At 43.4% G+C, this 13,494-nt stretch carries 11 protein-coding genes, 2 tRNA genes and 1 other annotated feature; of the genes, 8 read left to right on the top strand and 5 right to left on the bottom strand.

Features of this window, described 5'->3' with window-relative positions; translation table 11 throughout:
* The first annotated feature begins 579 nt into the window (after positions 1-579).
* Positions 580-1,680, top strand: a complete 1,101-nt coding sequence (locus ACTWP7_RS10435; protein WP_443123126.1) for an HD-GYP domain-containing protein — start codon at positions 580-582, stop codon at positions 1,678-1,680.
* Positions 1,681-1,697: 17 nt separating this feature from the next.
* On the opposite strand, the gene ACTWP7_RS10430 is transcribed toward ACTWP7_RS10435, so the two are convergent.
* Positions 1,698-2,414, bottom strand: coding sequence for a YaaC family protein (locus ACTWP7_RS10430; protein WP_443123125.1), 717 nt, complete (start codon positions 2,412-2,414; stop codon positions 1,698-1,700).
* Between the two features lie 249 nt (positions 2,415-2,663).
* On the opposite strand from ACTWP7_RS10430, the gene guaB reads away from it, so the two are divergent.
* From guaB to ACTWP7_RS10400, 6 genes are all read left to right on the top strand, one after another.
* Entirely contained in the window at positions 2,664-4,133 is a 1,470-nt protein-coding gene (guaB, locus tag ACTWP7_RS10425) for an IMP dehydrogenase (protein WP_443123124.1), read from the top strand.
* A 110-nt stretch (positions 4,134-4,243) separates the two neighbouring features.
* Positions 4,244-5,575 carry a serine hydrolase gene (locus tag ACTWP7_RS10420; RefSeq protein ID WP_443123123.1) on the top strand — a complete coding sequence of 444 codons (1,332 nt, stop codon included), beginning with the start codon at positions 4,244-4,246 and terminating at the stop codon, positions 5,573-5,575.
* A 125-nt stretch (positions 5,576-5,700) separates the two neighbouring features.
* Positions 5,701-6,585, top strand: a complete 885-nt coding sequence (pdxS, locus tag ACTWP7_RS10415) for a pyridoxal 5'-phosphate synthase lyase subunit PdxS (RefSeq protein WP_443123122.1) — start codon at positions 5,701-5,703, stop codon at positions 6,583-6,585.
* A 100-nt stretch (positions 6,586-6,685) separates the two neighbouring features.
* Positions 6,686-7,276, top strand: a complete 591-nt coding sequence (gene pdxT / locus ACTWP7_RS10410) for a pyridoxal 5'-phosphate synthase glutaminase subunit PdxT (RefSeq protein WP_443123121.1) — start codon at positions 6,686-6,688, stop codon at positions 7,274-7,276.
* A gap of 39 nt (positions 7,277-7,315) precedes the next feature.
* Positions 7,316-7,537: a binding site (T-box leader), on the top strand.
* A gap of 52 nt (positions 7,538-7,589) precedes the next feature.
* Positions 7,590-8,864 (top strand): serine--tRNA ligase, encoded by a 1,275-nt coding sequence (serS, locus tag ACTWP7_RS10405; protein ID WP_443123120.1) that lies wholly within the window; start codon positions 7,590-7,592, stop codon positions 8,862-8,864.
* Positions 8,865-9,705: 841 nt separating this feature from the next.
* Positions 9,706-9,798 (top strand) — tRNA-Ser (locus ACTWP7_RS10400).
* 176 nt (positions 9,799-9,974) lie between these two features.
* Here the strand turns inward: ACTWP7_RS10400 and ACTWP7_RS10395 are convergent.
* The 3 genes from ACTWP7_RS10395 to ACTWP7_RS10385 form a co-directional block, all read right to left on the bottom strand.
* Positions 9,975-10,811, bottom strand: coding sequence for an MBL fold metallo-hydrolase (locus tag ACTWP7_RS10395; RefSeq protein ID WP_443123119.1), 837 nt, complete (start codon positions 10,809-10,811; stop codon positions 9,975-9,977).
* A gap of 112 nt (positions 10,812-10,923) precedes the next feature.
* Entirely contained in the window at positions 10,924-11,607 is a 684-nt protein-coding gene (locus ACTWP7_RS10390) for a deoxynucleoside kinase (protein WP_089754189.1), read from the bottom strand.
* Positions 11,604-12,245, bottom strand: coding sequence for a deoxynucleoside kinase (locus ACTWP7_RS10385; RefSeq protein ID WP_014641314.1), 642 nt, complete (start codon positions 12,243-12,245; stop codon positions 11,604-11,606). Before ACTWP7_RS10385 ends, ACTWP7_RS10390 begins: the two co-directional genes overlap by 4 nt.
* 239 nt (positions 12,246-12,484) lie before the next feature.
* On the opposite strand from ACTWP7_RS10385, the gene ACTWP7_RS10380 reads away from it, so the two are divergent.
* Positions 12,485-12,557, top strand: a tRNA-Arg gene (locus tag ACTWP7_RS10380).
* 306 nt (positions 12,558-12,863) lie between these two features.
* Here ACTWP7_RS10380 and ACTWP7_RS10375 read toward each other — a convergent pair.
* Positions 12,864-13,493, bottom strand: a complete 630-nt coding sequence (locus ACTWP7_RS10375) for an ATP-binding cassette domain-containing protein (protein ID WP_443123118.1) — start codon at positions 13,491-13,493, stop codon at positions 12,864-12,866.
* Position 13,494: the final 1 nt, after the last annotated feature.

Genomic DNA, 13,494 nt, shown 5'->3' with positions numbered 1-13,494 from the left:
AGAAGAATTAGGGTTGGTGGGGAAATAACTCGCTTTCCTATGGGGGAACGGTGAGCTTCCTCGCTCGTTTCACTCCCTGCGGGATCTCACCTAATCCCTTCTCCCATGGGAGTCTCCCAATTCCCCACCAACCCAACTATAATTTTGCGAACGGATCCTTCCAGAAGAGATAGTTCTCCTCCTTAATCTGTATGAAATGCTTTTATGAAAGGCTATTGTGCATCGTTACATCCTGAAAATAGGTGCACAATCACCTGGTCTAATCCCTCATTACGCAGGTGATGCTTTAAGTGGTTTCGAGCTTCTGATTTTGCAAGGTCCGTAGGGGAACGGCGAGACTCCTGCGGGATGAACATGACAGGTGAGATCCCGGAAGGCGTCAGCCTGAGGAAGCTCAGCGCATGCCCGCGGAAAGCGAGTCGTTCCTCGAAGGACCTTTCCTCCCATCAAACATCTCGAAAAGGATTCTTACAAAACCGGGAACTAAGTGTAAGGGTCAACACGGGGTTTGACAGAGCTTTTTTAGAAATTTTAGTTCACTTTATAGCTATACTCCTTTAAAGAGAGGTGGAAAATGATATGCGGGTGCACCCTTCCCAATTGGTCACGGGCTGTTTAATAACAAAAGATGTAGTGGGGCGTACTAAAAATCCAATTATCCCTAAAAACACGTTGGTTTATCCTATACATATTCAAGTGTTAAAGAAGTTTCTAATTGAATCCGTAGAAGTTGCGAACAAACTTTCAGACGGTTCTCCTTTTGTTCCTGAAGAACCAGTAGATGATGAAGCGATCGAAACACAGCCTTCAGGGTTCAATGAGTCAAGTGAGAACGTTACCTTTCACGACCAGTACTTACATGCCGTTGAATCCTATAAGAAATGGTTTTCCGAGTGGCGGGCAGGAGAATCCCTCGATATTAAAGCGATCCGTAAAGAAATGGTCCCTTTGTTAGAAAGTGCTGTTCAGGAGAAGCATGTGATTTTCAGACTTCATCATTATTCCTCAAGCTGGGATTACCTATATCACCATAGTGTAGCGATGAGTGTTCTGGCCTCTTATTTAGCTTGCAAAATGGACTATGAGTACGGGGAGTGGATTCAAGTAGGACTTGCAGGGTTACTCAGTGATGCCGGAATGGCGAAGGTCGATCAACATGTAATCGATAAAGAGGCTCCGCTCACAGAACGGGAATTTGAACAAATTAAACACCATCCTGCACACTCTTACCGTCTGGTAGAAAACATTCAGGCACTGAGCCGCCCCGCCAAGCTTGCTATTTTACAGCATCACGAGCGATTGGACGGAACCGGTTATCCTCTTGGACTGAACCATACCAAACTTCATCCCTATAGTCAGCTTGTTGCGGTTAGTGATATGTACCATGCCATGACTTCAGAACGTGTGTATCGCCAAAAGCATTCTCCATTTAAAGTCCTTGAGAATGTTCTTAAGGAACAGTTCGGACGCTATGATCACACCATTATTCAAGTGTTAGTCAAAGAAATGACCAATTATTCAACAGGGACAAAGGTAAGGTTGTCCAACAATGAACGGGCGGAGATTGTCTTTGTAGACCATACCCATCCTACAAGACCTATGATTCGCTTAGAAGAAGATGGAGAAATTTATCACTTAAAAGAACATATGCACCTACATATAGAAGAGATTTTGGAGTAATTAAAGACCAGCTGATATCAAAGAACAGATGTCAGCTGGTCTTTTAACCATGCAGAGATTAACACAGGGATCTGTTCGCTGGCACTCTTTAAAAATTCGATGATAAATACATAGTCTTCCCGGTCCCTCATTTGCTGCATTTCTCCCCACCATTCACCCTCGTAACGAACTAGCATACTTAAGTTATACAGAACGGCAAAATAAGCGAGTAGCGGAGGCCATGGTTCATCTACATGCGTACTTTCCAAATCTTTAAATGCATAAATGGGAGCCATAGCTTCTAAGGGACGTAATAATTCATCCATAGAGATTTTTTCTTTTGACGATGTAAATTGAAAAAGATGGTTCGCCGCATGAGGAAATAATCCATGGGGCTGGACTCGAATATCATCCTCTAAAAAGCGGTAATGCTGTTTCTTTCTTTTTCTGGTCGACAAACCGTGAGCTAAAACCTTCGCCGTAGCAGGGTAACCTGGATCTACCGTTAGAAGGCAGCTTTTTAAGTAGTGATTGAGTCCATAATAAAAAAGGAGCGGCTGGACACTCAGTGGAGTCGATTTTGCAGATTCCCAGTAGTCACTTCCCAGATTTAAACCATATATAAATCGTTCCGCGTTCTGATAAGCATGGTGAGAAGCTTTCGGGTTGTTTGTTTTTTCGTAACAGGCCAGTAAAAATGGTCTGGTGTGAGCGGTAACTTGTAAGTAATTAAGAATGGTTTCTTCCTTAAGCATGGGAGCGCCTCTCCTTTCATCAAGTTTATCCTCATTTTTGCAAGCAAAGCAGAAAGCGCTTTAACTACATCGTGCTCCGTGAAAGCGTCTGGAAAGCAGTCCAGACAGGGGATTTATGGGATTTTTTTATGGTTGAAAAACAACAGTCATTGTCGTATTGTAAATAACAATAAGAAAGTAATTTGCGTAGTTATCGGTTATTATTCCCCACCTTTACCCAAATTATTTGAATAAAAGGAGAGATCAAGCATGCGTGCAGATAAATTTGAAAAAGAAAGCTTAACGTTCGATGATGTCCTTCTACTCCCTGCCAAATCAGATGTATTGCCTCGTGACGTTTCATTAGCTACAGAGCTTTCGCCTACCTTAAAACTGAATATGCCCGTTCTTAGTGCTGGAATGGACACTGTCACAGAAGCAGGTCTAGCAATTGGAATGGCGAGACAGGGCGGTCTCGGTGTCATTCACAAAAATATGTCCATCGAAGAGCAGGCTGAGCAGGTCGATCGTGTAAAACGTTCCGAAAGCGGAGTGATCACGAATCCTTTCTTTTTGACTCCTGAACATCAGGTCTTCGATGCGGAGCACCTCATGGGTAAATTCAGAATCTCAGGTGTGCCGATTGTGAATAATCAAGAAGAACAGAAGCTGGTGGGGATCCTTACCAACCGCGATCTGCGTTTCATCGATAACTATTCCATGGCCATCAGTGAAGTGATGACAAGCGAAAATCTGGTAACGGCACCTGTGGGAACTACGTTAGAGGAAGCTGGGAAGATTCTTCAGGAATACAAAATTGAAAAACTTCCATTAGTGGACAACGAAGGCATCCTAAAAGGTCTAATCACTATTAAAGATATTGAAAAAGTTATCGAATTTCCGCTTTCGGCGAAGGATGAACAAGGCCGTCTTCTCTGCGCTGCTGCCGTCGGGGTAACAGCAGATGCTATGACAAGGGTTGATAAACTTGTTTCTGCGGGAGTGGATGCTTTAGTTATCGATACGGCCCACGGCCATTCCCAGGGCGTAATCGACCAAGTGAAGCGTATTCGAAGCAAGTATCCTTCTATGAATATTATCGCCGGAAACGTAGGCACCCCAGAAGCAACACGCGAACTAATTGAAGCAGGTGCCGATGTGATCAAAGTAGGCATAGGTCCTGGATCCATTTGTACAACCCGTGTCGTTGCTGGAGTAGGCATTCCACAGATTACTGCGGTTCACGACTGTGCGATGGAAGCGGAAAAATATAACAAACCTGTTATTGCCGATGGCGGTATTAAATATTCAGGTGAAATTGTAAAATCTCTTGCGGCAGGGGCCCATGCAGTAATGCTTGGAAGTCTTCTGGCGGGCGTCTCAGAAAGTCCAGGAGAAACAGAAATCTTCCAGGGCCGCCGTTTTAAAGTTTACCGTGGAATGGGATCTGTAGGGGCTATGGAATCCGGTTCTAAAGATCGTTACTTCCAAAGTGGTCAGGAATCCAAAAAACTGGTACCAGAGGGGATCGAAGGACGTATGCCGTATAAAGGACCTCTTGCAGATACCCTTCACCAGCTGATGGGCGGTTTGCGATCCGGAATGGGGTATTGCGGAACCCCAACGATCCAGGCGCTGCGTACGGATGCTAAATTCACGAGAATTACCGGAGCGGGCTTGCGCGAAAGTCACCCTCACGATGTTCAAATTACAAAAGAAGCACCGAACTACTCCGTTTGATCTGAGTAATTTTTATAGACAGGGACTATTTCCCTGTCTATTCTTTTGTTAAGCCATATGATAAAATAACGAGGGTATAATACATAATTTGTGGGTGGAGGTCGAGAAAGTTGAAACAAGTTTTTAAAACATCCCTGGCCGTCATGATGGCCTTTATTTTGAGCATGTCCGCAGTCTGGATGAATCCAGGGAATACATACGCGGCTACAGTTAATGTAGAAGCGAAATCTGCTATTCTAGTAGATGCTGATTCTGGAAAGATTTTATATGAGAAAGAGGCAGACCTTACTCTCCCTCCCGCTAGTATGACGAAAATGATGACAGAGTACCTCGTTATGGAAGCGATCCAGAAGGGGAGCATCAGCTGGGACACCACTACACAAATCAGCCAATACGCTTACGATATATCGGCTAATGCTGAATTCTCCGGCGTCGGCTTGAAAATGAATAAAGATTATAAAGTAGAAGAACTGTATAAAGCGATGGCCATTAATTCGGATAATGCCACGACCATTACGCTTGCTGAATTGATTGCAGGGACAGAAGCGGAATTTGTGAAAATGATGAATGAAAAGGCTAAGGAAATGGGACTGCCTGATTATGAATTCGTCAATTCCACTGGACTGAATAATTCTCACCTGGGAGATAACTATCCTGAAGGGACAGCCCCTGATGCGACTAATATGCTCTCAGCACGATCCTCTGCACTTCTCGCCTACCATTTAATTAATGATTATCCTGAAGCTTTAGATTACTCGAGTCAGCCAACGGCCGAATTTGATGGCCAGACGATTACAAACTGGAACTGGATGGTACCAGACATGCCCGGTGCCCTCTCACAGTTTGGTTACGACGGGGTTGATGGTTTAAAGACTGGTTACACCGAACTTGCTGGTAATACGTTTACAGGGACAGCTGAACAAGATGGTCAGCGTTTTATTGCAGTTGTTATGAAGACTGATTCTAGAGCTTCCCGTTTCCAACAGACAGCGAAATTATTTGATTATGGTTTTCAGCAATTCCAGGAACAGACGCTGTATGAAGCGGGCTATCAACTGGAAGGTGAATCTGAGATTGAAGTAGCTAAAGGAAAAGATGATCAGGTAGCGGTAGAGACCAATACGGATCTTCAAACGCTGGTTAAAAATGGGGAAAAGGACCAATACTCCATAGAATATAACCTTTCGGAAGATCAATTGGATGAGGATGGAAAGCTTGTGGCCCCTATTGAAAAAGGAGCCAAAGTAGGAACGGCTTCCCTTGTTTACAATGGAGAAGAATCCTATGATAATCTATTATCTGAAAACCAGAATTCCGTAGATTTGGTAACGACCGGAGCGGTTGAAAAATCCAGTTGGTTTATGCTGATGATAGGCGGAATCGGTGAGTTCTTTAGCGATATTTTCACCGGAGCTGTCGATATGGTGAAAAGTTGGTTCTAACAGTTAATGCCAATTTATTTGGTAGGATTTTAGGCTTTTTTGAGTTACAATAGAAAATAAGCAATTTAGGATTCACATCATGCAAATGATTGATCATATACAGTCCATTCAGGGAGGAATATAGTATGTCACAAACAGGTACAGATCGCGTAAAACGCGGAATGGCAGAAATGCAAAAAGGCGGCGTCATCATGGACGTTGTAAATGCTGAACAGGCAAAAATAGCTGAAGAAGCGGGAGCGGTAGCCGTAATGGCTCTTGAACGCGTACCAGCGGACATTCGTGCAGCTGGAGGCGTAGCTCGAATGGCGGATCCAAGTATCGTGGAAGACGTTATGAATGCTGTTTCTATTCCGGTCATGGCAAAAGCTCGTATCGGGCACATTACAGAAGCACGTGTACTAGAAGCTTTAGGTGTCGATTATATCGATGAAAGTGAAGTACTCACGCCGGCCGATGAAGTTTATCACATCAAAAAGGACGATTATACCGTTCCATTCGTATGCGGATGCCGTAACTTGGGAGAAGCTACCCGCCGTATCCGTGAAGGAGCTTCTATGCTTCGTACGAAAGGCGAACCTGGTACAGGAAACATCGTGGAAGCCGTCAGTCATATGAGACAAGTTCAATCCCAAATCCGTCATCTTCGCGGTTTATCTGAAGATGAAGTAATGGTTTATGCGAAAGACAATGGCGCTCCATTTGATCTTCTTATGGAAATTCGTGAAGCCGGACGCCTTCCTGTCGTAAACTTTGCAGCCGGTGGAATTGCTACCCCTGCTGATGCGGCATTGATGATGCAGCTTGGTGCAGACGGAGTATTCGTAGGTTCAGGTATTTTCAAATCCAATGACCCGGAACGCTTTGCTCGTGCGATTGTAGAAGCTACTACGCATTATGATGATTACAAATTGATTGGCGAACTTTCCAGAGGTTTGGGCACAGCTATGAAGGGCATGGAAATGTCTACTCTTGCTGCTGACCAGCGTATGCAGGATCGCAGTCAATAAATAACTAATACGCGGATCAGGGTTCTTGAGACAGTTCTCATCCGCGATTGATTCATCGTTTATAGAATGATTCAGGATAGATTTAAAGGAGACATGCATCATGACCACAATCGGTGTATTAGGACTTCAAGGAGCTTTTCGTGAGCATGTACGTTCCATCGAAGCTTCAGGTGCAGAAAGTGTCGTAGTGAAAAAGGTAGAACAGCTTGAGCATATTGATGGCCTCATCATTCCGGGCGGCGAAAGTACAGCCATCAGACGACTTATCGATAAGTACGGATTCCTTGAGCCCCTTCGTGAGTTCGGAAAACAAGGGAAGCCGATTTTTGGTACTTGTGCGGGGTTAATTCTGCTTGCATCAGAAATTGATGGATCTTATGACGTCCATTTAGGACTGATGGATATTAAGGTGCGCCGTAATGCTTTCGGTAGGCAGCGCGAAAGCTTTGAGGTGGATCTCGATATCGAAGGTGTGGCTGAAGGATACAATGCCGTATTTATTCGTGCCCCTTATATCGAAGGTGTGGGTGAATCCGGTAAAGTATTAGCCACGTATAACGGACATATCGTAGCGGCCCAGCAGGATGGTTACCTGGCTTGCTCTTTCCATCCTGAATTGACCGAAGATCATCGAATGACTGCTCATTTTGTTAAAATGGTGGAAGAGTCTAAAAAATCACTTGCATTATAATTGAATATCCGCTAGTGTTATTAGACACAATAGCTAATAGATAACGCGATGATAGGAATTAGTAGCATAGTCCTTTTTCTTAAAGAGAGTCAGTGGCTGGTGAGAACTGATGAAAAAGATGTGTGAATCCATCCTTGAGTGTTCGACTGAATAATAGTAAGTCGAACCGGTGCTCACCGTTATGAGTTAAGCCGGGAGATTGATCTTCAATCTTCAACTTGGGTGGTATCGCGGGAAGCATAAAAAGCTCTCGTCCCTTATTTACAAGGGACGGGAGCTTTTTATATTTATTAAATGAATGAGGAGGATCCACATGCTGGACATGAAGTACTTACGCCAGAATTTTGAAGAAGTGAAGCAGAAGTTGAATAAACGAGGTGAGGACTTATCCGAATTGGATGCCTTTGGAGACTTGGATGAAAGACGCCGGGAGCTGATTCAAGAGACGGAGGAGTTAAAAGCTCGCCGTAATGAAGTCTCTAAAGAAATATCTCAATTGAAAAAGGAAAAGCAGGACGCGGATGATAAGATTAAAGAAATGCGTGAAGTAGGAGATCGGGTCAAGAATCTGGATGCTGAACTCAAAGACGTGGAAGAGCGATTAGAAACCTTACTTCTATCTATTCCTAACATCCCCCATGAAAGTGTTCCTGTTGGAGAAGATGAAGAAGATAATGTGGAAGCGAAAAAGTGGGGAGACCTTCCAGCCTTTACTTTTGAAGCCAAAGCCCATTGGGATGTAGCAACGGAGCTCGATATTCTGGACTTCGAACGTGCATCTAAAGTTACGGGGAGCCGGTTTGTTTTCTACAAAGGACTTGGTGCCCGTCTGGAGCGAGCGCTATTGAATTTCATGATGGATTTACATGCGGATGAACATGGCTATCAGGAAATGCTCCCTCCTCAACTTGTGAATCGCACCTCTATGACAGGGACTGGACAGCTTCCGAAATTTGAAGAGGATGCATTTAAAATTGAAGACTGGGACTATTTCTTAGTGCCAACAGCGGAAGTTCCGGTAACGAACTACCATCGTGAAGAGATCCTATCCAGTGAGAATCTTCCACAGAAGTTTGTAGCTTTCAGCACCAACTTCCGTTCAGAAGCGGGTTCTGCAGGCCGGGATACAAGAGGTCTGATCCGCCAGCATCAATTCAATAAAGTTGAACTGGTTCAGCTAGCTAAACCTGAGGATTCTTATCAGGTTCTGGAAGAACTAACCGGCCATGCTGAGAAGGTTCTGCAGATGCTTAAACTGCCATACCGTGTGATGAGCATGTGTACAGGCGATCTTGGGTTCACAGCTGCTAAGAAATACGATATTGAAGTATGGATCCCAAGCTACGAGACGTATCGTGAAATCAGTTCTTGTTCTAATTTTGAAGATTTCCAGGCTCGCCGCGCTGGTATTCGTTTCCGTCGTGAAGAGAAAGGAAAGCCGGAATTTGTTCACACTTTAAATGGTTCTGGGCTTGCCCTGGGACGTACAGTAGCTGCGATTCTTGAGAATTATCAGCAGGAGGATGGCTCTGTAGAGATCCCTGAAGTACTTCGTCCATATATGGGTGGTAAAGAGTTCATTCGATAATATAAAGCCTATATCCTATAAAAAAGCCGCACCGAGCAAACTTGCCGGAGCGGCTTTTTTAACGCGCTTTTAAGCGCTATCGTTTGTTTATATAAAAGTCTTATTACACTATAGAGCCGGATTGTGGAAGACTCAGCTTCGAGATAAATTGGGCCCGTTACGCTGTGAGGAGGGGGCTGGTGGGGAAATAACTCGCTTTCCTATGGGGTAACGGTGAGCTTCCTCGCTCGTTTCACTCCCTGTGGGATCTCACCTAGTCCCTTCTCCCATGGGAGTCTCGTCATTTCCCCACCAACCCAGCCGAGTGAGAATAACGGACGCTTTTATAAGAGAGAATGCTCTCCTTTTTAATCGGTCCTAAATGCTTTTATGACAGGCTATTTCACATCGTTACAGCATAAAAATAGGTCATGATTACATGCTTTTTTCTCATCAACCCATCGACGTCTTAAATGGTTTCGAGTTTCTGATTCGGCCAGGTCCGGAGGGGGACGATGTAGACTCCTGCGGGAGGAACATGATCGGTGAGATCCCGCAGGGCTGTTAAGCCCGAGGAAGCTCAGCACATGCCTGCGGAAAGCGAAATCGTCCCCCTCCGGACCTTCCGCTCCTCCAATGTCTCGAAACTGAGTCTTCAACACACGGGAGCTTTACTGGAAGGTTAAGTTGGACGTTTAACAGGCTTTTAGAATTAAGGAAATTGACTATACACGTGAAGGTTCTTATAATGAGAAAAGATGAAACGACAAAATTCCTCTCTTTTCTACAGAAATAAAAAAAGTTTTTAATATATATTGACGGGCTTACTCAGCCGTGATATTATATTCATTGTCGGTCACACGGAGGAGTACCCAAGTTTGGCTGAAGGGAGCGGTCTTGAAAACCGCCAGGGGGTTTACGCCCCGCGGGGGTTCGAATCCCTCCTCCTCCGCCATTTTATTATCAACAATAGCGCATAATATTGGAGATTTATAGAACAAAAGCAGCCTTTTCGAAGGCTGCTTTTTTAGTTTGTGAAATTTTAATACGTAACCGTAATTAACAAACTTCTAAAGGCCTTATCTTCCTGCGAACAGAAAAAACGGCCTCAGATCTTATTGCACCGGCAGATTAATTCTTCTCCTGATCTACAAATTTTCCTTCCTCAGGTATCGCTATCTTATCAAATTCTTGATTTAATATAGCCAGCTCTTCATTGAGTTGTGCTCCTGCCATTGGTAAACCGTGTCCCGTTACAGCAACTTTAGGATGCAAGGATTCAAGTTTAGCTATAGAATCCCAGGCAGCTTTCCAATCCGTAGTTAAGTAACGCGGGGGACCACTTAGTTCCTGTTGTTGCGTGAGTACTTTAAACAAATATTCCTGTTTTACCGTAACAAAGGCGTCTCCGACAATCAGGGAACGATCCTTTTCACGAAAGAGCGATACATGACCTTCCGTATGACCTGGCGTATGCAACCATTTCCACTCGGACATATAGGGAATGGTGCCATCTGTAGGGAGTGGATGAACGTGTTCTCCTAAATCAATCCCTTCGTTAGGGAATATACGAGACATTTTTGCGACCATCCCTCCGTCTACACTTGTGTCTGGTTCTGGATAGTCTTTTTTACCAGTGAGATAAGGCATTTCTAATTCATGCGCATATACAGGAACTTCCCAATAATCCACCAGCTTTTCTACAGCTCCCACATGATCAAAGTGTCCATGCGTTAGAATAATGGCTTTAGGTGCAGCCCGTTCTCCATATAAATCTTCAGCCGCAGAAATAATATCATCGGCGGATTTTGGCATACCGGCATCAACCAGTACCCAATCTTTAGGATGATTAAGATCTCCAACAAAACATACATTTACCACTTGGATGGGCAGGCAGTGGATATCTGCAGCTACAGGCTGCTCTGTTCCACTAGCCACGGATGTAACGGGAATGAATCGATCTTTCATGGAATGTATTCTCCTTTCTATATGGATGTGTTTTCCCATATATTACCTGATCCACACGTCCATAAGGCATGAAAAAAAGCCTGAAGAGATTTGAATCTCTTCAGGCTTTTGTTTAGGTGAGTAAGTGGCTGGAACGCCATTTGCGGGATTGCTGGATAAAGTGTCCTATCTTTTCCATAACCGGTTCAATACTGTTTTCATCATTCAACACATCATAGTCCGCAATATTCAGTCGAAGAACTGGGCAGGAATTGAAATTCTCAATCCAATTCTCATAACGTTTGAACATTTCCTCCCAATATTCGACAGGTGTTTCCTGTTCCATTGGACGTCCTCGCTCTTTAATTCGATCGACAACGTCATCAAATGATCCTTCAAGATAAATTAATAAGTCCGGATGAGGGAAATAGGGAGTCATGACCATGGCATCGAATAAATTCTTGTACGTTTGGTAATCTATTTCAGACATCGTTCCTTTTTCATAATGCATACGGGCAAAAATTCCTGTATCTTCATAAATCGAACGATCTTGAATGAATCCACCGCCATATTCAAAGATTTTTTTCTGCTCTTTAAAGCGTTCAGCTAAAAAGTAAATCTGTAAATGGAAGCTCCAACGTTCAAAATCATGATAAAACTTATCAAGATAAGGATTGGTTTCTACTTTTTCAAAAGAAGTACGAAAATTAAGGGCATCAGCTAATGCATTGGTCATGGTAGATTTTCCTACCCCGACTGTGCCTGCAATTGTAATGACGCTGTCATGTGGTATTCCATAGCGTTCACGTGCGTTCATTTAATAACTTCTCCTTTATTTAAGTGCTGCTCTACAAGTTCAACAATATAATTTAAATCATCCTGATGTTTTACGAAATCAATATCATCGCCATTCAATCGAATGACAGGGATATCAGGATGAGCCGCTTCAAAGTGATTCATGAAGTCCTCATAGTCCCTGGATAACTGCTCTAAATAAGAGGGTTGAATATTAGCTTCAACATCTCTGTTCCGCATACGAATACGATCTAACAGGGTATCAAGACCAGCATGCAGATAAACAATGATATTCGGACGCGGCATATCGTGCGTTAATATGTCAAAAATCTGAGAGTACTTTTGGAATTGATCTTCTCTTAAAGTACGTCGTGCAAAAATCATATTTTTAGAAATATGATAATCGGCTATAACGGGCTTCTCTAACTGCAAATACTTCCGTTCGATATCCTCCAGCTGCTTGAACCGATTGCATAAGAAGAACATCTCGGTTTGGAAGCTCCATTCTTCAATATTGTCGTAAAATTTGCCTAAAAACGGATTCTCCTCAACGATTTCCTTGAGCAAATGAAAATCAAACTGGGAGGCGAGCTTTTTAGACAGAGACGTTTTCCCAACACCAATGGGCCCTTCAACCGCAATGAAAGGTATATGTCCCATCTCTTCTCCTCCTTCAAACTCAATTAAGAAAAGCACGCACACCCTATCGAATCTTTTCAAACTATAGAGAAAAGCGACCTGGGGGAACGGCTTATAATGATAACTATCCTGAGCGTTCAGACAGACAAACTATATTTTATCATATCCGTAGAGTTGAAGTAACAGGAAGGAAGGAATTTGAGAAGAATTCACTTTTCATTCAAGCCAATGTTTTGTATAATATTACATGTACGCTTTTTGCCCCCGTAGCTCAGGGGATAGAGCATCGGTTTCCTAAACCGTGTGCCGCAGGTTCGAATCCTGCCGGGGGCATTATTATCGTAACTGAAAAGACCCGTCATCCTTCCATGGATGCCGGGTCTTTTCTTGTACAAAAAAACCGCAGATTTACCTGCAGAAATGGTGGAGGAGGAGTAAGCCATTTGCTCTTATTGTTAACAAATTACAATCCTAGATTCAATATAAACAAACTTTGGAAAAGTTATACAAAAATAAAGACGTTAGAACAGAGTTCCAACGCCCGAGAGAGACAATACTTTAATCTACAGGTATTTAAAGAAGTATATGTCTTGTGAATTTATCATAACATATTATTTAAAAATAATAAAAAATGATTCCTTACCAAAATTCGTCTGGAGATCCTAGATTACCCTGATCAATGGGAAGGATCCGGTCTCCTAGTTTTCTAGCTTCCTCTTCCTCATGAGTTACGAGGATGATAGGGATTTGCCACCTGCTATGAAGGCGGAGTAGTTCCTGGTGGCACTGATCCTTCGTTTGTCGATCCAGAGAAGAAAATGGCTCATCCAGTAGCAAAGCCCTGGGCTTAGTAGCAAGAGCGCGGACTAAGGCAACTCGCTGCTTTTCTCCACCTGATATTTGATGAGGGTAGCTTGTCATCAAATGTTGAATACCAACTACTTCAGTTAATTGCTGGACTAATTCATCATCATTGGAACCATATTGGATGTTCTTTTGGACAGTCATATGAGGAAACAGAGCATAATTCTGAAACAAGTAGCCAATACGCCGTTTTTGAACCGGAACTTTAGATCTTCCGTCGAACAGCTTCTCTCCGTTCAGCTCAATATGGCCTTCATCCGGGTGACTCAGACCAGCGATACAGTTAAGAGTGGTCGTTTTTCCAGAGCCTGAGGGGCCAAATAAAATGATAATCTCGTTTTGAAAAGAAGCCTTAATATCAAGCAGGTATTGATTTAGTCGTTTTTGAAAATTAAGCTTTAGCATC

This window comes from Halobacillus sp. B29, assembly GCF_052246755.1.
Classification (GTDB): Bacteria; Bacillota; Bacilli; order Bacillales; family Halobacillaceae; genus Halobacillus; species Halobacillus halophilus.
Note: the sequence above shows the minus strand (reverse complement) of the source record. Positions and strands in the feature narration are given on the sequence as shown.

Excerpts from the sequence above, each read along its gene's own strand:
- guaB (WP_443123124.1), top strand. The coding sequence starts at position 2,664 with ATGCGTGCAGATAAATTTGAAAAAGAAAGCTTAACGTTCGATGATGTC.
- serS (WP_443123120.1), top strand. The coding sequence starts at position 7,590 with ATGCTGGACATGAAGTACTTACGCCAGAATTTTGAAGAAGTGAAGCAG.
- pdxS (WP_443123122.1), top strand. The coding sequence starts at position 5,701 with ATGTCACAAACAGGTACAGATCGCGTAAAACGCGGAATGGCAGAAATG.
- ACTWP7_RS10430 (WP_443123125.1), bottom strand. The coding sequence starts at position 2,414 with ATGCTTAAGGAAGAAACCATTCTTAATTACTTACAAGTTACCGCTCAC.
- ACTWP7_RS10395 (WP_443123119.1), bottom strand. The coding sequence starts at position 10,811 with ATGAAAGATCGATTCATTCCCGTTACATCCGTGGCTAGTGGAACAGAG.
- ACTWP7_RS10390 (WP_089754189.1), bottom strand. The coding sequence starts at position 11,607 with ATGAACGCACGTGAACGCTATGGAATACCACATGACAGCGTCATTACA.
- ACTWP7_RS10375 (WP_443123118.1), bottom strand. The coding sequence starts at position 13,493 with ATGCTAAAGCTTAATTTTCAAAAACGACTAAATCAATACCTGCTTGAT.
- pdxT (WP_443123121.1), top strand. The coding sequence starts at position 6,686 with ATGACCACAATCGGTGTATTAGGACTTCAAGGAGCTTTTCGTGAGCAT.
- ACTWP7_RS10385 (WP_014641314.1), bottom strand. The coding sequence starts at position 12,245 with ATGGGACATATACCTTTCATTGCGGTTGAAGGGCCCATTGGTGTTGGG.
- ACTWP7_RS10435 (WP_443123126.1), top strand. The coding sequence starts at position 580 with ATGCGGGTGCACCCTTCCCAATTGGTCACGGGCTGTTTAATAACAAAA.